17 protein-coding genes and 1 riboswitch are annotated in these 18113 nt (G+C 71.0%); of the genes, 9 read left to right on the top strand and 8 right to left on the bottom strand.

The annotated features are described in order from the left end of the window. The first annotated feature begins 32 nt into the window (after positions 1–32). Positions 33–503: a GbsR/MarR family transcriptional regulator gene (locus ACFQU4_RS20685; RefSeq protein ID WP_377495417.1), complete on the top strand. Its 471-nt coding sequence runs from the start codon at positions 33–35 to the stop codon at positions 501–503. Between the two features lie 19 nt (positions 504–522). Here ACFQU4_RS20685 and treY read toward each other — a convergent pair whose 3' ends face one another. Continuing rightward, positions 523–2778 carry a malto-oligosyltrehalose synthase gene (gene treY, locus ACFQU4_RS20680; protein WP_377495415.1) on the bottom strand — a complete coding sequence of 752 codons (2256 nt, stop codon included), beginning with the start codon at positions 2776–2778 and terminating at the stop codon, positions 523–525. Positions 2779–2842: 64 nt separating this feature from the next. Here treY and ACFQU4_RS20675 point away from each other — a divergent pair, with 64 nt between their 5' ends. After that, positions 2843–3460, top strand: coding sequence for a DsbA family protein (locus ACFQU4_RS20675; RefSeq protein WP_377495413.1), 618 nt, complete (start codon positions 2843–2845; stop codon positions 3458–3460). Positions 3461–3530: 70 nt separating this feature from the next. Here the strand turns inward: ACFQU4_RS20675 and ACFQU4_RS20670 are convergent, their stop codons facing one another. Beyond that, a complete protein-coding gene (locus ACFQU4_RS20670) occupies positions 3531–4523 on the bottom strand; it encodes an SDR family oxidoreductase (RefSeq protein WP_377495411.1) in 993 nt (330 codons plus the stop codon). A gap of 176 nt (positions 4524–4699) precedes the next feature. Between ACFQU4_RS20670 and ACFQU4_RS20665 the strand changes: the two genes are divergently transcribed. Beyond that, positions 4700–5488, top strand: coding sequence for an IclR family transcriptional regulator (locus ACFQU4_RS20665; RefSeq protein WP_377495409.1), 789 nt, complete (start codon positions 4700–4702; stop codon positions 5486–5488). Here ACFQU4_RS20665 and ACFQU4_RS20660 read toward each other — a convergent pair. The 5 genes from ACFQU4_RS20660 to ACFQU4_RS20640 form a co-directional block, all read right to left on the bottom strand. Beyond that, the gene (locus ACFQU4_RS20660) at positions 5427–6278 is read right to left on the bottom strand and encodes an ABC transporter ATP-binding protein (protein ID WP_377495407.1); all 852 of its coding nucleotides are present in this window, start codon (positions 6276–6278) and stop codon (positions 5427–5429) included. The genes ACFQU4_RS20665 and ACFQU4_RS20660 overlap by 62 nt on opposite strands. Continuing rightward, positions 6278–7324: a FecCD family ABC transporter permease gene (locus tag ACFQU4_RS20655; protein ID WP_377495405.1), complete on the bottom strand. Its 1047-nt coding sequence runs from the start codon at positions 7322–7324 to the stop codon at positions 6278–6280. The genes ACFQU4_RS20660 and ACFQU4_RS20655 overlap by 1 nt, the downstream gene beginning before the upstream one ends. Positions 7325–7763: 439 nt before the next feature. After that, the gene (locus tag ACFQU4_RS20650) at positions 7764–8981 is read right to left on the bottom strand and encodes an ABC transporter substrate-binding protein (RefSeq protein ID WP_377495403.1); all 1218 of its coding nucleotides are present in this window, start codon (positions 8979–8981) and stop codon (positions 7764–7766) included. 86 nt (positions 8982–9067) lie between these two features. Then, positions 9068–9271: riboswitch (cobalamin riboswitch) on the bottom strand. Between the two features lie 418 nt (positions 9272–9689). Beyond that, positions 9690–9932: a hypothetical protein gene (locus ACFQU4_RS20645; protein WP_377495401.1), complete on the bottom strand. Its 243-nt coding sequence runs from the start codon at positions 9930–9932 to the stop codon at positions 9690–9692. 323 nt (positions 9933–10255) lie between these two features. Beyond that, entirely contained in the window at positions 10256–10678 is a 423-nt protein-coding gene (locus ACFQU4_RS20640) for a PPOX class F420-dependent oxidoreductase (protein WP_377495399.1), read from the bottom strand. Positions 10679–10746: 68 nt separating this feature from the next. Between ACFQU4_RS20640 and ACFQU4_RS20635 the strand changes: the two genes are divergently transcribed. Continuing rightward, entirely contained in the window at positions 10747–10986 is a 240-nt protein-coding gene (locus ACFQU4_RS20635) for a hypothetical protein (RefSeq protein ID WP_377495397.1), read from the top strand. Positions 10987–10995: 9 nt separating this feature from the next. Here ACFQU4_RS20635 and ACFQU4_RS20630 read toward each other — a convergent pair whose 3' ends face one another. After that, complete coding sequence (locus ACFQU4_RS20630; protein WP_377495395.1) at positions 10996–12855, bottom strand: DUF2207 domain-containing protein; 1860 nt, start codon at positions 12853–12855, stop codon at positions 10996–10998. A 111-nt stretch (positions 12856–12966) separates the two neighbouring features. Between ACFQU4_RS20630 and ACFQU4_RS20625 the strand changes: the two genes are divergently transcribed. The 5 genes from ACFQU4_RS20625 to ACFQU4_RS20605 all read left to right on the top strand — a co-directional run bounded on the left by ACFQU4_RS20625 (position 12967) and on the right by ACFQU4_RS20605 (position 18111). Then, complete coding sequence (locus ACFQU4_RS20625; protein ID WP_377495393.1) at positions 12967–13878, top strand: ABC transporter ATP-binding protein; 912 nt, start codon at positions 12967–12969, stop codon at positions 13876–13878. After that, complete coding sequence (locus tag ACFQU4_RS20620) at positions 13875–14690, top strand: ABC transporter permease (protein ID WP_377495390.1); 816 nt, start codon at positions 13875–13877, stop codon at positions 14688–14690. Before ACFQU4_RS20625 ends, ACFQU4_RS20620 begins: the two co-directional genes overlap by 4 nt. A gap of 60 nt (positions 14691–14750) precedes the next feature. Next, the gene (locus tag ACFQU4_RS20615; RefSeq protein WP_377495388.1) at positions 14751–15959 is read left to right on the top strand and encodes a sensor histidine kinase; all 1209 of its coding nucleotides are present in this window, start codon (positions 14751–14753) and stop codon (positions 15957–15959) included. Beyond that, positions 15956–16579: a DNA-binding response regulator gene (locus ACFQU4_RS20610; protein ID WP_377495385.1), complete on the top strand. Its 624-nt coding sequence runs from the start codon at positions 15956–15958 to the stop codon at positions 16577–16579. Before ACFQU4_RS20615 ends, ACFQU4_RS20610 begins: the two co-directional genes overlap by 4 nt. A gap of 104 nt (positions 16580–16683) precedes the next feature. Beyond that, on the top strand, positions 16684–18111 hold the full coding sequence (locus ACFQU4_RS20605) for a hypothetical protein (RefSeq protein WP_377495383.1): 1428 nt from the start codon (positions 16684–16686) through the stop codon (positions 18109–18111). The last annotated feature ends 2 nt before the right edge of the window (positions 18112–18113 follow it).

Below are 18113 nucleotides of genomic sequence, written 5' to 3'. Positions count from 1 at the left end.
CCCGGTACAGTGACCCGGGGACGGGAGGGATCATGGTCGAGGCGCGGGCCGAATTCATCGAGGGGCTGGCCCTGGTGCTGGCCGGATCGGGCCTGCAGCGGATGGCCGCCCGGGTGCTGGGTGCCGTCCTGTCCTCGGAGACCGGCAGCCTGACCGTTCCGGAACTGACCGAGACCTTGGCCGTGAGCCCCGCCGCGATCAGTGGCGCCGGGCGGTCGCTGATCCAGGCCGGGTTCCTGATCAAGTCCCGCAATCCCGGTGACCGGCTGGACTCGTACTCGCTCGGCAGTGATCACTGGTACGAGGCGGTGATCTCCCGGAACCCGGTCTACCCGCGGCTGGCCGCCGAGTTCGACCGCGGTGTCGGGGCGGTCGGCGCGGAGACGGCGGCCGGCCGGCGGCTGGCCGAGACCCGCGACTTCTTCAGCTTCGTGGCCGAACGGACTCCGGCACTGGTCGAGGAGTGGCAGGCGCTCCGAGCCGCCCGCGCCGAAGGATCATGATCAACCGGACCCGACTGGGTCAGCAGCCGGCCGGCGTCAGCAGGGCGACCGGGTAGTCGGCCAGCAGAGTCGCCAGCTCGGTCCGGCCGCCCGGGACGTCGCGGCCGCTGAGCTGGTCGCTGAGTCCGGCGGGCAGGTCGACGGTGGTGCCGGACCAGCCGGTCGCCGCGAGTGCCACGGGCAGCCGGGTGGCCAGGGTGATCGCACCGCCGCGATCGAAGCCGATCAGGTGCTCGGCCGCCGGGCCGGTCGCCGGCAGCGGCCGGTACCCGGTGAACAGCTCCGGCGCCGTCCGGCGCAACCGGAGTGCGGTCCGGGTCACCCAGAGCTTCGCCGCACCGCTGTCGTCGATCGGCGGAGCTTGATCAAGTCCGGCCAGCAGCCGAGTCCGGTGGTCGAAGTCGACCGGCCGACGGTTGTCCGGGTCGACCAGCGAGTCGGTCCACAGTTCCGTTCCCTGATAGACATCCGGGACGCCGGGCCCGGTCAGCTGGAGCAGCTTCGCGGCCAGCGCGTTGGACCGGCCCGGGCCGGTGATCACCGCGTCCAGGCGATCCCAGGCCGCGCGCAGGTCGGGGTCGTCGTAGGCCAGCTCGATGGCCGCCCGCAGCGCCTTCTCGTACTCGGCGTCGACCCGGGTCCAGCCGGTCTCCTCGGCCCCTTCCCGGGCCGCCTTCTCCGCGTACGCCAGCAGCCGGTCCCGTTCGATCGGGCCGGTGCCGGCCAGCGTCTGCGCCAGCAGATAGCCGAACCGGCGGTTGGGCAGCCCGGTCCGGTCCAGGAAGGCCGCCGCGAATCCGGCCCAATGATCATGGAGCTCGGGCAGGACGGCGAGCCGGGCCCGGACGTCCTCGCCGCGCTTCGTGTCGTGGGTGGACAGCGAGGTCATCGCGTCCGGGCTGCGGTCCAGCCGCCGTCGCTGCGCGGCGTGGAACTCCGCCACCGTGCCGCCGACCCGGGCCGGATCGCCGCCCACCTCGTTGCCGCCGACGAACCGGCTGTAGCGGTAGTACGCGGTGTCCTCGACGCCCTTCGCCATCACGGCGCCGGCCAGCTGCTGCAGCCGTACCGCCAAGGAGTCGGCCGGGTCGCGGAGCCGAGGTCCCAACGCAGCCAGGGATTCCTCCAGGTCCGGCCGGCGCCGGCCGGCCTCCGCCAGCGCCCGGTCCAGCCGGTCGGCGCCGAGCGGCAGGTAGGACCGGTAGACCTCGTAGGCGACGGCGACCTCGGCCAGCGCCTCGCCGGTCCGCTCGACCTCCGGGGCGAGCCGGGCCAGTCGCCGCCGTTCGGCCTCGAACAGGGTCTCGGCGGCCATCCGCTTGCCCCGCTCGACGTGATCGTGGAAGGTGGCGCGGTCGCCGGTCAGTTCCTGGTACAGCGCGGTCAGCGGGCCGTCCTGAGCCTGGTCGCGGAGCACCCGGTCGACCTCGGCCAGGGCGTCGTACCCGGTGCTGCCGGCGATCGGCCACTCGGCCGGCAACTCCTCGCCGGCCTCCAGGATCTTCTCGGCGACGATCCAGGCCTCCGGCGCCAGCCGGCGCAGCCGGTCCAGGTAGCCGGTAGGGTCGGCGAGCCCGTCCGGGTGATCGATCCGCAGCCCGTCGATGCCGTCGGCGACGAGGTCGGCGATCTTGGCGTGGGTGGCCGCGAAGACCTGCTCGTCCTCGACCCGTACCCCGGCCAGGGTGGTGATCGAGAAGAACCGGCGGTAGTTCAGTTCATGATCACCGCGGGACCAGTGCACCAGCCGGTAGTGCTGACGATCATGAACCGTCGCGGCGTCGTCGCCGTCGGTCCAGCTCCCCGGCGCCAGCGGAAACCGGTGCTCGAAGTAGCGCAGCTCGCCGTCGACGAGCTCCGGCGCACCCTCGTCGCCGAGCACCGGCAGGATGATCGGCCCGGCCGACCAGTCCACGTCGAACCAGTCCGCGTAGCGGGACTCCCGGCCGTGGGTCAGCACATCCCACCAGGCCGGATTCTCGTGCGGCACGGCGATCCCGAGGTGGTTCGGCACGATGTCGACCACCACTCCGAGCCCGTGCTCACGGGCCGCCGCGAGCAGTTCCCGCCAGCCCTGGTCGCCGCCGCGGTCGGGGTCGATCACCGTCGGGTCCGTGGTGTCGTACCCGTGATCGGAGCCGCTGGTCGCCCGCAGCAGCGGCGACAGGTAGACCGCGCCGACGCCGAGCTCGGCCAGATAGCCGGTCAGCGCGGCCGCATCGGACAGGGTGAAGCCGGGTCGGATCTGCAGCCGGTACGTCGAGCTCGGAGTCACGCGGCGAGCCTAACGGGAGGCGGCGGAGGGAATAGCCCGCGGCCGCACCTGGTTATCGCTATGCGTGACTGATACCACTGCGCGCGATCGCGCCGACTTCTGGTTCGACCCGCTCTGCCCGTTCTGCTGGATCACGTCCCGCTGGATCCTCGAGGTGGAGAAGGTCCGCGACATCGAGACCAAGTTCCATGTGATGAGCCTCGCCGTCCTCAACGAGAAGCAGGACATCCCCGACGACTACCGGTCCGGCGTGGCCCGCGGCTGGGCGCTGCAGCGGGTCGCCATCGCGGCCGCGCGGCTGAAGGGCGACGAGATCCTGAGCCCGCTCTACACCGCGTACGGCACCCGGATCCACAACCAGGGCAACAAGGACTTCGCCGTGGTGATCAAGGAGTCGCTGGATGAGCTGGGGCTGCCGCCCGAGCTGGCCGAGGCCGCCGAGTCGAGCGAGTACGACGAGGAGATCCGGACCAGCCACCACGAGGGCATGGACAAGGTCGGCAAGGACGTCGGCACGCCGACGATCCACGTCAACGGCGTCGCCTTCTTCGGCCCGGTGATCACCCGGATCCCGCGCGGCGAGGAGGCCGGCAAGCTCTGGGACGCGACGGTCACGCTGGCCTCGTTCCCGTACTTCTTCGAGATCAAGCGCGAGCGGACCGACTCGCTGCACTTCGACTGATCGCTACGCTCCCTGAGCTTGTCGAAGGGCAGGCCCGATTCTGCTGGCCCTTCGACAGGCTCAGGACACGTCAGGGCGCGCTGGTGGCGAGCCCGACCAGCGTGTCGTAGACGTCCTCGAACTCCTGGTTCGGCGTGGCCAGTGACGGATCGGCATCATAGGCGGCGACGATCCGCCGGGCCCCTTCGGCATAGGGCACCCGGCAGACGTACCACGGCACCACGGACTTGATCTTGGAGTTGTCGAAGACGACCGAGTGCGCCTTGTCGCCGAGCAGGCCCGGCCCGTGGCTGGGCGCGTAGCGGGCGATCGTCTCCGACGAGACGTGCACCAGGTCCGGTTCGGCCCCGGCGGCGGCGCCGATCGCGCGGTAGACCTGGTCCCAGGTGAGGGCCTCGTCGGAGGTGATCGTGAAGGCGTCGCCGACGGTGCGCCGGTCGCCGAGCAGCCCGGTGAAGGCGACCGCGAAGTCGGAGCTGTGGGTCAGCGTCCAGAGCGAGGTGCCGTCGCCGTGCACCAGCACCGGCCGGCCGGCCCGCATCCGGTCGATGTCCGCGTGACCGCCGAGCAGCGGCGTGCGCAGGTCGTCGTAGGTGTGCGACGGGCGGACGATGGTGGCCGGGAAGCCTTCGTTCCGGTAGGCCTCGATCAGCAGGTCCTCGCAGGCGATCTTGTCCCGGGAGTACTTCCAGAACGGGTTGTGCAGCGGCGTCGACTCGGTGATCGGCAGCCGGCTGACCGGCTTCTGGTACGCCGACGCCGAGCTGATGAAGATGAACTGGCCGGTCCGGCCGCGGAACACCTCGATGTCGGCGGCGACGTGCTCGGGCAGGAACGCGACGAAGTCGACCACCACGTCGAAGCGGCGGTCGCCGATCGCGGCGCGGACCGATTCGGGGTCGCGGGCGTCGCCGCGGAGTTCCTCGACTCCGTCGGGCAATGGACGCCGGGTGGTGGTGCCGCGGTTGAGTACGGTCAGCGCGATGCCGGCGTCGACCGCGCGCCGGGCACACCAGCTGCTGATCGTGCCGGTCCCGCCGAGGAAGAGTACGGAGAGCGTCATGCTGGCCATTCTTGGCGACAATCCCGTACGCGAGCACTGTCGGTAACCGGATTCCGAAACGTGGCGCAACGATTGCGAAACGTGGAAAACGGGCGGATACTACGACCTGGTCCTGAGTGCGCGCCACGCCGGCGTTCGACCCCACCAGGATCACCATCTCGGGCGGAGGAACGGACATGTTGCGTCCCGCTGATCAGTCCGGCGACCCGTCGGCACGGTCCTCGCTGCTGCGCGGCCTGGCGCTGCTCGACCTGTTCTCCGAGCACGACGTCGAGCTCAGCATCAGCGAGATGGCCCGGCGGTCCGGCATCCCGAAGTCGACCACGCATCGGCTGGTCGGCGACCTGGAGAGCTGGGGTGCGCTGGAACGGGGGCCGCGCGGGATGCGGCTCGGCGTCCGGCTGTTCGAGCTCGGCCACCTGGTGCCCGACCACGCCAAGCTGCGCGAGCTGACGATTCCGTACGCGCACACGCTGAACGAGATCACCCGGCTGACCTGCAACGTCGCGGTACCGAAGGGTTCGGAGATCATCTACATCGAGAAGATCTCGCCGGCGGCGCACCGGGTGAACCACTACCGGCCCGGCGGCCGGGCCCCGATGCACGCGACCGGGCTGGGCAAGGCGATCCTCGCGTTCAGCTCGCCGGCGCTGGTGGAGTCGGTGCTGTCCGGCCCGCTGGAGGCCCGGACCGGGCGGACGATCACCCGGCCGGACCAGCTGCGCCGCGAGCTGGCCCGGATCCGCGAGTCCCGGATTGCCTACGACGTCGAGGAATCGCGGCCCGGGCTGTTCTGCGTCGCGGCGCCGGTGTTCGCTCGCCGGCGGACCGTGGTCGGCGCGATCTCGGTCACCGGCGCGACCGAACTGGCCCAGGCGCGGCAGTTCGCGCCGGTGGTCCGGTCTACCGCCATGGCGATCTCCCGGGCTCTGGACGCCGGTGGTCGGCACCGGGCTGCGAGCTGAACCCTGCGACGGGCCCGAAGGTCCGGGTCTCCGGGTCGAACCGTGCGGCCGGGGTCTCGAACACCCCGGCGATCGCGCCGGAGGTGATCAACTCCTCCGGCGTGCCGGACCGGACCGTCCCGTCGTCGATCAACCACGTCGCATCGGCGGTCCGCAGAGCCAGCTCGACCTCGTGCGTCGAGACGACGATGATCAGCCCCTGCTCGGCGGCCAGTTCCCGGAGCAGGATCATCAACTCGACCCGGGCGCCCACGTCGAGGAACGAGGTCGGCTCGTCCAAGATCAACAACTCCGGCTCGGTGATCAGGGCGCGGGCCAGCAGCACCCGCTGTCGCTGACCGTCGGACAGCTCGGCGAACCGGCGGTCGGCCCACGGGTGGGCGTGCAGCCGGTGCAGGACGCCGTCGACCAGGTCGCGTTCCCGGGCGGTCAGCCGGCCGGTCAGCCGGGCGTACGGATGCCGGCCGAGCTGTGCCACCTCGCGGGCGGTGAGCAGTCCGGCGTCCACCCGGTCGGTCAGCACCACGGCGAGCCGGCGAGCCCGTACCGGAGGGGGCAGGTGGTCGATCGGCTGCCCGTCCAGGGTGGCCCGGCCGGCCAGCAGTGGCTGCAGCCCGACGATCGAGCGGAGCAGGGTCGACTTGCCGGCGCCGTTCGGCCCGAGCAGCGCGGTCACGGTGCCGGCGGCGGCGTCGACGTCGATGCCGTCGGCGATCACCGTGGTGCCGGTCCCGGGGCGGTGCCGCCGGTAGCCGACCGCCACGCCGGTCAGGCTGAGCCGGGGGTCCATCAGACCGCTCCCGCCGCGAGCCGGCGCGACCGGACCAGGACTACCAGCACCACCGGCACGCCGACCAACGCCGACACGACGTTCACCGGCAGCACCAGGTCGCCGGGCGGCAGCTGGGTGATCATGGAACAGGCGACCGCGACGATCACCCCGAGCAGCAGCGTCGCCGGCAGCAGGATCCGGTGGTCCGAGGTGCCGATCAACAGCCGGGCCAGGTGCGGCACGGCGATGCCGAGGAAGGCGATCGGGCCGCAGTAGGCGGTGACCGCGCCGGCGATGATCGCGGTCGCCGTGATCGCGGTGTAGCGGATCAGCCGGACCCGGACCCCCATCGTCAGCGCGTACCGCTCGCCGAGCAGCATCGCGTTCAGGCTCTGGCTCACGGCGAACAGGATGATCGCGGCGACCCCGATGATGGTCATGAGCAGCACCAGGTCGCCGCGCGGCACGCCGCTGAAGGAGCCGAGACCCCAGGAGATGAACTGCTGCAGCCGGGCCGGCTCGGCGAACGCCAGCAGCAGCGAGGTGACCGCGCCGACCGCCGACGACACCATCACACCGATGATCAACAACGTGATCACCGAGGAGATCCATCGGCCGAACAGCAAGATCACCAGCAGTACGGCGAGCGCGCCGGCCGCCGCCGCGACGACCACGCCGCCCCGCCCGGCGCCGGTGATCGCCACGAACCCGGCACCGACCGTCCCGCCGCCGAGGGTGATCAGGGCGACGCCGAGGCTGGCCCCGGACGAGATGCCGAGCACGTACGGGTCGGCGAGCGGGTTCGCGAACAGGGTCTGCATGACCAGCCCGGCGACGGCGAGCCCGGCCCCCGCCGTCGCTGCCGTACCGACGCGGGGGAGTCGGACCCGGTCCAGCAGCGTCGTCCAGGAAGGATCCCCGGCGTCGCCCGTGAAGAGGAACCGCAGCACCGAGGGCACCGGGATGTTCACCGTGCCGACCGCCGAGGCGACCGCGACCACCGCCAGCGCGACCACCGCCAACCCGACCAGCACCAGCCCGAGCCGTACCGGCCGACCCCCCACCCCGGAACCCGGCGATCCGGGACCTGGTGCTCCGGGACCTGGTGTTTCGGGACCTGGCGTTCCGGCACCTGGCGTTCCGGGACCTGGTGCTTCGGAATCTGGTGCTCCGGGACCTGGTGTTCCGGGACCTGGTGCTCCGGAGCCCTGTGCTTCGGAATCTGGTGTTCCGGGACCTGGCGATCCGGAGCCCGGCGCCCCGGAACCTGGCGCCGCGGAACCCGACATCCCGGAACCCGACATCCCGGAACCCGACATCCCGGAACCCGACATCCCGGAACCCGACATCCCCGAACCCCGCACCCCCCAACCACGCCGACCGGGCACAACAGCAGTGACACGCCGCCGAAACGGCTGCTTTTGTGCCCGGTCGGCGGGGTCGGCGGGGTCGGCGGGGTCGGCGGGGTCGGCGGGGTTGGGAGGGGTGGTCACGGCTGGGTGGTCAGGAGAGGGGCTGGTAGAAGGTGAAGGTGTGGTCGGGCAGCAGGTCGGGGTGGGTGATCGCGACGAGGTCGGCCAGCGTCAGGTCCGGCCGCAACGCGCCCAGCTCGAAGTAGTTGTTGCCGCCCGCGTCGTTGAGCTGCTTGCTCGGCGCCCAGAGCTTGCCCGACTTGTACGCGGTGAACTCGGCCAGCCGCGGCTCCTCGGCGGTCGCCTCCTTCTTGGTCCGCCAGTTGGAGGTGGTGATCCACGTCTTGGCCGATCCCGACTTGCCGAGGACGGCCTCCAGGTCGGTGTTGATCGAACCGGTCGACGGATCGTCCTGCCAGGGCCAGCTGCCGCCGGAGTCCTTGATCATCTTCCCCTGGAAGCTGCCGCCGGCCGGTACCGACCAGACGCCCTGATAGGGCTGGCTGAGCACCAGCTCGACCGGCTCCGCGTCGGCGACCAGCTGCTGGGTCTTGGTGTAGTCGTCGCGGATCTTGTCGAAGACCGGGCCGGCCTGGGCCTCGGTGCCGGTCAGCGCCGCGAACAGCTTGATCCACTCGGCCCGGCCGAGCGGATCGTGCTCCAGGAACTCGGCGCCGCCGAGCACGCCGATCCCGGCGTCCCGGACCGTCGCGTAGGCCGGCGAGTCGGTGCCGTCGGTGATCAGCACGTCCGGCTTCGCGGCCACGATCGCCTCGGCGTCGGGCGTCCCGGCGGCGGCGTACTCGGTCACCTCGGCGCCGGCCGCCCGCTTCTTGGCTGCCTCCGAGGAGATGTACGCCTTCGCGGCGACTCCGGTCACCGCATCCAGCCGGCCGAGCGCCTCGAGCGCGGGCAGGTGCGTGGTGGAGCCGGAGAAGAGGCTCTGTACCGGCGTCGTGATCACCTGCGCCTTGGTGAGTTCACCGGTCAGCTCGGGCTTCGGCGCCCCGCAGCGGACCAGTACGTAGCTCTCCGGCTTGCCGCCGAAGACCGGCTGCTTCACCGTGACCACCTGATACGACCCGTGGTAACTGATCGTGAAATTGTCGGCGAATTCGAGCTTCTGCTTGTCGGGGTAGTAGTCGGCGCCGGGATCGAAGCTCTGAACGCAGCCGGCGCTGTCGACGCCCGCGGGCGCCGAGGACGAGGTCTGGGCCGGGGGCGCTGTCGTACCGCAGCCGGCCAGGGCGATCGTCGTCGCGGTGATCAACAACGCGAGCAGTCGCCCGCGGATGCCGTGAATTCTCAACTCTGCAAGGCCTTCCGGACCTCGGCCGCGGTGCGGCCGGATGGGGATCCGGCGGACCGTCCCTCGCGGCGCCGGACGTCCGGATCGGCGACCCGGACACCAGCGGCAGGTTTTCGGACTCGTGGGTTCCGGCCGTTCCCGGCCTGCCGGCGGCCGCCGCTTCCCGGGCCCGGCCTCACGGCTCGGCCCAGTGCGTTCGGCGCGGTCGCCGTCCCCACTCACCGCTGCGGGGCAGTTCCGGGCTTGCACCGGATTCCCTCCCCGCTGGCGGCGGTAAGTCTAATCGCGATCCGCGAGCAGAGCGTTGCCGCGGCCCAGGCCCACCGCTGGGAGTCGGGCTCGGTCGACGGGGCGGTCCGACGCTGGGCGCGGTCGGTCGACGGCCGGCCTGGGTGCCGCCGCTCCGAAGCCGCCCCGGGCCGCTCAGCGTCTGACGTTCCCGCGGGAACGTCGCGCGCGGGCATGCAGGGTCGAGACCCCTGGCTGGTTGCTGTCCGGCCCTCGACGCGGGCGCGCGCCGAGGAGGGCGTACGGCACCTGCTCGGCACCTGTCCTCGAGGACGGAGCTGGTTGATCCGAACGAGTCGACCGGCACTCCCGCAGCGACGGGCGGGGCGGGGCCGCGACCGAGTGGACCGATGCCGGCGTGGCGCGTACGCCGAGGACAACCCGGCGCTCGACTCGCAACACCGGGCCCCCTGCTCCGGGTCAGAGATTCATGGCGTCGCCGAGCGGAACGTTGGACCTGCGCACGATCCAGAGTCCGAGCAGCCCGACGAGGGTCGTGATCGCGACCGAGACCGCCAGCCACGGCCAGGCCACCGGCGAGCGCTGCACGGTGAGCACGATCGCGACGATCACCTGCAGCGCGGCCAGCCCGAAGCCGCCCCACACCAAGATGCCACCGACGATCGCGAGCAGCACCCGTTCGCGCTTCTTACCCTCTGCCATGGCACTGACGCTAGCCTGCGCGCCCCGATGGGCGACCACCGCGGCCCCGGTCGGAGCCGTCGTGAGCATGGGATCCCCAGACGTTCCCGCGGGAACGCCTCCCGCCGGGTGCAGCGGCGGTGTCAGCGGAAGGAGTAGCGGCGCCGCACCGAAGATCCTGCGGTACGGCACCGGGCGCACGGATCGGGCCCACACCGAGTGGACGCTTTGACCGCTCAGCCCTCAGACACGGCCCTTTCCGTCCACTCGGCGAGCCGAGGTCGCGGCCCACGGGAAGATCTTGTGGCCGCGCCGAGCGCCGACTGCGGACTGTGCCCGGGTGATCATTCCGCCCAGGGGCCGTAGCCGCTGACCCGCTCCACGGCGTAGCGGACCACGTACCCGCGCGTCCGCGGCTCGGGGAACTCGAGCTGCGGGTCGACGTACACCTTGGTCCAGCGGTTCAGCAGGTCCCAGGCGTCGTCGGTCTCGACGACGGTCGCCCGCGCCCTGAGCGTCACGTACGGTCTGGCCAGTTCACCGGGCGTGCCGGGCGCCAGGAACGACAGCACGGCACGCGGATCACGTTCCAGGTTACGCAGCTTGCGGATCCGGCCCAGATGGGCCGTCACCAGGTCGTCCCCGTCCAGCCCGGCCCAGACGACGGACACCTGGGGACTGCCGTCCGGGTTGATCGTGGTCAGGTGGACCAGCGGACCGGCGGTGATCAGATCGCGGACCCCGTCCGGAAGCGTCACAGTGCTCACGTAGCTCGACAACCGCGACGGGCCGACCCGTTATTCCGAACGCGCCGCGGCTCAGGCAGGATGTGGCGATGCCCAACGGAAAGCCCGGTGATCATCCCCTGACCGACATCCTGGTGCACGGGTTCACGGTCTTCGGCTCAGAACTGGACGGACTGATCCGCGAGATCGACGACCTCGGCGGCTCGGCGGACCTGGCCCGCGAGGTGAACCTGCTGGACTACGATCCGCGACTCGGCGGCGAGGCAGCCGACCGGGCGCAGCTCCGGGAGCGCTTGATCAGCCTGCGCAACCGGCTCCGGGCCGACTAGCGAGTCGGCTCACCAGCCGCCGCCACCGCCGCCACCGACCCCGCCGCCGACGCTGCCACCGCTGAAGCCGCTGCCGCCGCTGGAGCCCGCGGACGCGGCCGTCATGGCGGCACTGCTCGCACTGGAGAAGGCGTCCAGGCTGCTGCTGAAACCGCCGGAGCCGTAGAACGCCGCGGCCCCCAGGTACGGCCCGACGTACCAGTCCGGCTGCGGCACGTCGTGACCCCGGGCGGCCAGGTCGGCGAAGATCCTGGCCCACCGGTCGGCGACCCCGAAGACGATCGCGTACGGGAGGTAGCGGGAGAACAGGTCCTCGCCCTCCTCGAACTTCAACTGGTCCGCCTCTGCCGTCTCCAGGTAGAGCCGGAACCCCTTCGCCTGATCGAGCATCGCGGTCCCGGTGGCGGTCCGGGCCGGCATCCGGCCGGCGAAGCCGAAGGTCACCAGGCCGGCCAGGACGATGCCGAGGCCGATGATGCCCCAGCCCATCGTCACGGCCATCACGGCGGTGGCGATCGCGCCGACCACGACGAGCGCGCAGCCGGCCAGGATCCAGAGGCCGCGTACGGTGCCCGGGTTGGCCTTGAACCAGCCGCGTTCGTCGGTCACGTCGGTGAGCAGCTTGGCCGGCACCGCGGCGGCGGTCAGCCCGGTCATCGCCTCGGTCATCCGGATCGGGTTGCCCTTGTCGAACAGCCCGTTCAGCGCCGCGGACTCGTACCCGCGGAACTGGTCGGATCCGTCCAGCCGGGTCAGTTCCCAGTCCTTGCCGCCGGGCAGCTTCGAGCCGGGCTCGGGGTCCACCTCGGCGATCCGCAGATGCCCGCGGACGGCGAGGTCGATCACGGTGGCCGTGACGTCGCGCTGCTGCGCCTTCTCGTCGATCAGCGTGCCCACCTCACCCGGCCGGGCGTCGTCCGGTGGCGTGAACCGGACCGCGACCGGTCCGCTGCTGCCGCCGACGGTGGTCGCCGCACCGTCCGCGCCGGCCGTCGGCGCCAGGCCCGGGGTCAGGCCGGTGAAGCGCTCGTCCCGGCCGCGGCGACGGGCGATCGCGGCCAGCCCGCCGGTGCCGAGGGCCGCGATCAGGGCGCCAGCGCCGACGGTGATCGGGTTGGCGGTGAAGGTGTTGCCGAGGTGGAGCCGCTTGGTCAGGATCGGCTCGGCGCCGACGAAGGTACCGCCGGGCCAGCCGGCGACGATGGTCATGCCCTGGCCCTCCGGCACCTCCGGCACCGAGAACTGGGCACCGACGCCGGAACCGGACGCCTGGCACTGCTGCTGGCTGCCGGCCTCGCCGGCGAAACACTGGGTGGCCGAGAGGTCGGCCGGGCCGTTGACGATGATCGACACGTTCCGCAGCGGCACTTCCCAGTTGCTGATCACGTTCCAGTTCAGCTCGTCCAGGCCGGAGCCGCCGCCGGCGCGGGGATTGACCAGCCCGCGGATCGTGTACTCGACGTGGTACGACTGCAGACCCTTGACCTCCTTGTTCTCGTCGCCGATCTTGACCGCGAGGAGGCCGTTCTTGGTCTCGGTGTCGGTGTCCGTCGGGGCGCCGGTGCTGCTGGTGACGGCGCCGAGCTCGATCGGGAAGCTGCGCCAGTGCTCCGGGTCGCCGTCGATGGCCTGCCGGGACGGCAACACGAGGTACGGACCGTGGCCTTCCTCGGTGCCGAAGTCGAAGTCGAAGTCGAGGCTGATCTTGGCGGTGCCGTCCTCGGCCAGCTGAACCGCCATCGCGTACTTGGTGATCGCCCAGCCGTCCCCCTCCGCGGCGGCTGCCGGCGCGAAGGCCAGCAATCCGGTGAGGGCCAGACCGACGGCTGCGATCAGGCGGGCGAGGCGGGTGCCGGGTGAACGTTTCACCTCCCCCACGATAGGACACCCCGTGTCGCCCGGCGGGAATGACAGATGTCATGGGTAACCGCTGACAATGCGGCCGGGCCGAGTCGTCCGTACGCCAGCACACTGAGATCCGTGAACACTGATCGTGCCGAACCTGCACTGACCCTGACCGGGGTCCGCAAGTCCTACGGCCCGGTGACCGCGGTCCGCGACGTCGACCTGCGGATCGAACCGGGCGAGATCGTCGCGCTGCTGGGGCCGAACGGCGCCGGCAAGTCGACGCTGAACGAAATGATCTTGGGCCTGATCCAGCCGGACGCCGGCCGGGTCCGGGTCTTCGGCAGTGACCCGCTGATCGCGGTCCGGGACGGCCGGGTCGGCGCCATGCTGCAGGCCGGCGCGCTGCTCACCGAGTGCACCGTACGTGAGCTGCTGGCGCTGATGCACGGCCTGCACGCACACCCGCTGCCGCTCGACGAGGTGATCGAACGGGCCGAGCTGGCGGACTTCCTGAAGACCAGGACCGAACGGCTGTCCGGCGGCCAGGCGCAGCGGGTGCGGTACGCGCTCGCCCTGCTGCCCGACCCCGAGCTGATGATCTTGGACGAGCCGACGGTGGCGATGGACGTCGAGCTGCGGCGCCGGTTCTGGACCTCGATGCGGGACTTCACGGCCGACGGCCGGACCGTCCTGTTCGCCACCCACTACCTGGAGGAGGCCGATCAGGCGGCCGACCGGATCGTGGTGCTGGCCGCCGGTTCGGTGGTCGCCGACGGTTCCGGCGACGTGATCAAGTCGCGAGTCAGCGGCAAGATCATCGGCCTCGCCGCCGACCCCGCGCTGGACCTGGACGTGCTCGCCGGCCTGCCCGGCGTGGTCCGGGTGGCCCGGGTCGGCGCCCGGCTGGAACTCACCTGCGACGACTCCGACCTGGCCCTCCGGGCGCTACTCGCCAGCGAGCCCGCGGCCCGCGAGATCGAGGTCACGGCCGCCAGCCTGGAGGACGCGTTCCTGGCCCTGACCCGGACGGAGGTCTCGGCATGAGCACGATCTCCAGCACCGCGAGCAGGACCCGGGCCGGCGCCGCGACGCGACGGTCCGGCCTCCGTCCGATGCTCCACTACACCTGGCACAGCACGTACCTGACGGCGAAGAACGTCGGGTACGTGATCTTCACCTTCACCCTGCCGCTGATGATGTACATCCTCTTCTCGCAGCTGTTCGGCGGGGCACCGTCGGAGGCCGGGGTGAACTACTCGGCGCTGATCATGGTGTCGATGGGCAGCTACGGCGCGCTCGGCGCGGCGATGAGCGGCGGCGCCTACCTGGCCGTGGAACGGAAGTCCGGCTGGTTCCGGCAATTGGGGCTGACCGCCTTGCCGCCGCAGTCGTTCCTCTGGGCCCGCGCCGCGGTGACGATGATCTTGCTGCTGCCGTCGGTGCTGGTGGTCGACCTGGCCGGCTTCCTGATCGGCGGCGTCCGGGCCCCGCTCGGCGTCTGGCTGGCCTCGATCGGCCTGATCTGGTTGTCCCTGATCCCGATGATCGTGCTCGGGCTGGTGATCGGGCTCTGGGTGAAGACCGAGGCGGTCGGCGGGCTGACCACGCTGCTGCTGATGGCGCTCGCCCTGCTCGGCGGATTGTGGATGCCGATGGAGTTCATGCCGCCCACCCTCCAGCTGATCGGCCAGGCCCTGCCGTCGTACTGGATCGGCCAACTGGGCCAGTTCCCGTTCCTGCCCGCCGACACCGCGTTCCCCTGGACGGGGATCGCCGTTCTCGCCGGCTGGGGAGGGCTGCTGACCCTGATGGGCGTGCTGGGCTATCGTCGAGCCATCGCCAGCAGCAAACGGTGATGTCGACCTGTGGCTGCTGAAAGCCTCGTGGGGTGGGCGGGCGACGGTTGGAGGAGTTCGGTGGCGAAGTTGCGGAAACGGGCGCGGCCGTTCGGGATCGGTGAGGATCCCCGGGCCGCCCCGGGGGCTCGAACCGACGTCGAGCGAGCCCGGCCGCTGACCCTGCGCAGGGCCTGGCAGAACGGGCTCTGGATGTATCTGCTGGGCCTGGCCTTCCTGGCATTGCCGCTGTCCAGCCAGGTGCAGCAGGGCGGCCCGTCGCTGTTCTGGATGGGCCTGCTGATCGCCGCGGTCGGAGTGCTCTACCTGGTGGCACCGTGGGTCTGCGACGCCCCGATCTGGGGCCGGGTGATCTACCTCGTCGTGTTCACCATCGTGCTGCTGGCGATGATCCCGTTCATCGAGTTCCAGCTCGTCTACTTCGGCGTCTATCTGGCGATCTTGCTGGCCACCCAGCTGCCGTGGCGGATCTCCCGGATCGCGATCCCGGTGCTGGTGCTGTTGATCCTGGGCACCGGCGCGCTGTTCCGGGACTGGGTCTCGGTGATCATCGCCGCGATGTCGCTGGTGATCGGCCTGTCCATCGCGATGGGGATCGAGAACTCGCGGATCGACCGCCGGCTACGGGTCGCCGAGAAGCGGGTGGCCGGGCTCGCGGTGGTCGCCGAACGGGAACGGATCAGCCGCGACCTGCACGACATCCTCGGCCACTCGCTGACCGCGATCTCGATCAAGGCGGGGCTGGCCCGGCGGCTGCTGACCGCCGACCCGGCGGCCGCCGGACCGCAGATCGCCGAGGTGGAGCAACTGGCCCGGCAGGTGCTGTCCGACCTGCGGATCACCGTGTCCGGCATCCGCGAGGTACGGCTGGCGACCGAGCTGGCCAGTTCCCGGTCGGTGCTCAGCGCCGCCGGGATCCGGCCCGAGCTGCCGATCGCCGTACCGCTGCTGCCGGACCCGATCAGTGAACTCTTCGGGTACGTCGTCCGCGAGGCGGTCACCAACGTGGTCCGGCACAGCGAAGGCACCCGGTGCACCATCGTGCTGCAGTCCGACCGGGTCCAGGTGATCGACGACGGCGTCGGTCACGGCGGAGGTCGCTTCGGCTCCGGACTGACCGGCCTGACCGAGCGGCTCAAGGAGGCCGGCGGGACCCTCGATCTGCTGCCCGCGCCGGGCGGTGGGACGATGCTGGTGGCGGACCTGCGCTCGCCCGAGTTCCGGGAGTTCGAACGGACCCGACGGGGGAACCTCGAGGTCGGTTCATGATCAAAGTCCTGGTGGCCGACGACCAGGCGCTGATCCGGCAGGCCTTCACGGCCCTGCTCGGGCTGGAGTCCGATCTTGAGGTGATCGGCCAGGCGGCCGACAGTGCCGAGGTGCTGCAGGCCGTGGAACGCCGGCCGCCGGACGTGATCTTGATGGACGTGCAGATGCCCGGGCCGGACGGCCGGGGCGAGGACGGCATCGCCGCGACGGCCAAGATCACCGCCTCGTTCCCCGACACCAAGGTGATCATCCTGACCACCTTCGGCCGGCCGGGTTACCTACGCCGGGCGATGGAGGCGGGCGCCGTCGGCTTCATGATCAAGGACGCGCCGGCCGAGCAGCTGCTGGACGGGATCCGCCGGGTGATGCGCGGGCTCCGGGTGGTGGATCCGACGCTCGCCGTGGACAGCCTGCGGATCGGTGCGTCGCCGTTGACCGAGCGGGAGGTCGAGGTCCTGGCCGCTGCGGCGGAGGGCGGCTCGACGACCGCGATCGCCAAGGCGGTCCATCTGTCCGAGGGAACCGTCCGCAATCACCTGTCCGCGGCGATCGGCAAACTCGGCGCCGGGAACCGGGCCGAGGCGGTCCGGATCGCCACCGACTCCGGGTGGCTGGACTGACCGGGTGGATGGAGTGAGGGGGTGCCGCTAAGGTACCTCGGGGCGAGCGAACCGCACGCTCTCGTTTCTCGGTTCTCGCTGCATCCTTCTGATGGGGGTTTGACGTGGTCAATCGCAGGCGGGCGGCGACGAAGGCTGCCGTACTCATCGTCTCGGCCCTGATGCTCTCAGCCCTGGCGGCCTGCGGCACGAGCGTTCGGGTGAACGGTGCCGAGGTGGACAACAAGGTGCCGTTCCTGACCGTGATCGAGTCCGCGTGGCGGGACGGGTCGGCCACCGACCAGCACGCCCAGCAAGCGTCGGAGACGCACTGCTGGCTGCTCCGCGAACCGGACTCCGGGACGCTGCAGCCGCGGGCCCTGTGCGGGCCGATCCGGCACCTGCGGGACCAGGGCAAGCCGGGCGTCTTCGACGAGGTCGGCTTCCAGCCGCAGGCGGTCGGCAACAAGGAGGTGACCGTCGATCCCGGCTCGATCGGGATGATGGCGACCGGGGTCGAGGTGCCGGAAGGCGTGGAGCTGTACCGGCCCGACGGCAAGAAGCCGGTCCCGGCCGATCAGGTGCCGGAGCCGCAGGCGCCCAAGGCGGAGCCGGGCATCGTCGCACTCGGCGACCCTGCCCAGATCGTGAATGCCGGTTCGCCCAAGGCCGGCGTGATCATCGCCCCGGCGAACCAGCTGGAGGTGACCCGGTTCGGCCCGGTCGACCGGCTCCCCGCCGAGGGCGAGGTCCCGTTCTACGTGCCGGCCGAGGGCGAGGAGTTCCTGGCTGTCACGGCCACCATCGAACCGCGCGAGCACAGCACCCTGGCGAAGGGCACCGAGGCGGCCTTCTCGATCCGGGCCGAGGGCAAGACGACCGACCTGAAGGGCTTCTTCGAGCTCGACGGCGGCTACGGCACCGAGAAGGCGGACACCAAGACGATCATCGTCTCGGTGCCGAAGGGCAAGGACGCCGAGCTCGTCGTCGGTGTCTCGGGCGTCGACCAGACGATCTCGGTCCGGACCGGCGAGCGCACCTCGAAGACGGCCCCCGCCTACTACCTGCCCAAGACCGAGTTCGGGGTGAACAAGCAGTTCGCCACCCAGACGACCAGCAACGGGTCCTTCGCCTTCCAGCACGGGGTGACCTTCACCAAGGCCGTGCTGACCTCGTTCGACAACGACAACGGTTGGGCGGCCGAGGGGCAGATCTGGCTCGAGCTGCACTGGGACAACGCGACCGCGCAGAAGGCGGGCGATCACACCACCGCCTTCGAGGACCCGACGTTCGACGTGGAGAAGACGATCCAGGTGACGGCGGACGGCAAGGCGGGCAAGGTGATCGAAGGACTGCCCGTGTATTCCAACTACAGCGATGCCCCGCACGTCCTGGTCCAGATCCCGGAGGGGACCAAGTCGATCAAGGTGTCGTACGCGCCGCAGGGAACCTTCGCGACCGACGACTACGGGTCGTCCGTCTCGACCATCCAGCCGAAGAGCGGCTCGTTCGGGTTCACCAAGCCGCTGGTCTTCGACCTCACCCTCTCCTGAGG

The organism is Microlunatus sp. GCM10028923 (assembly GCF_042666975.1).
Taxonomy (GTDB): Bacteria; Actinomycetota; Actinomycetes; order Propionibacteriales; family Propionibacteriaceae; genus Microlunatus.
The sequence above is the reverse complement of the archived record's forward strand: the minus strand, read 5'-3'. Positions and strand labels throughout refer to the sequence as shown.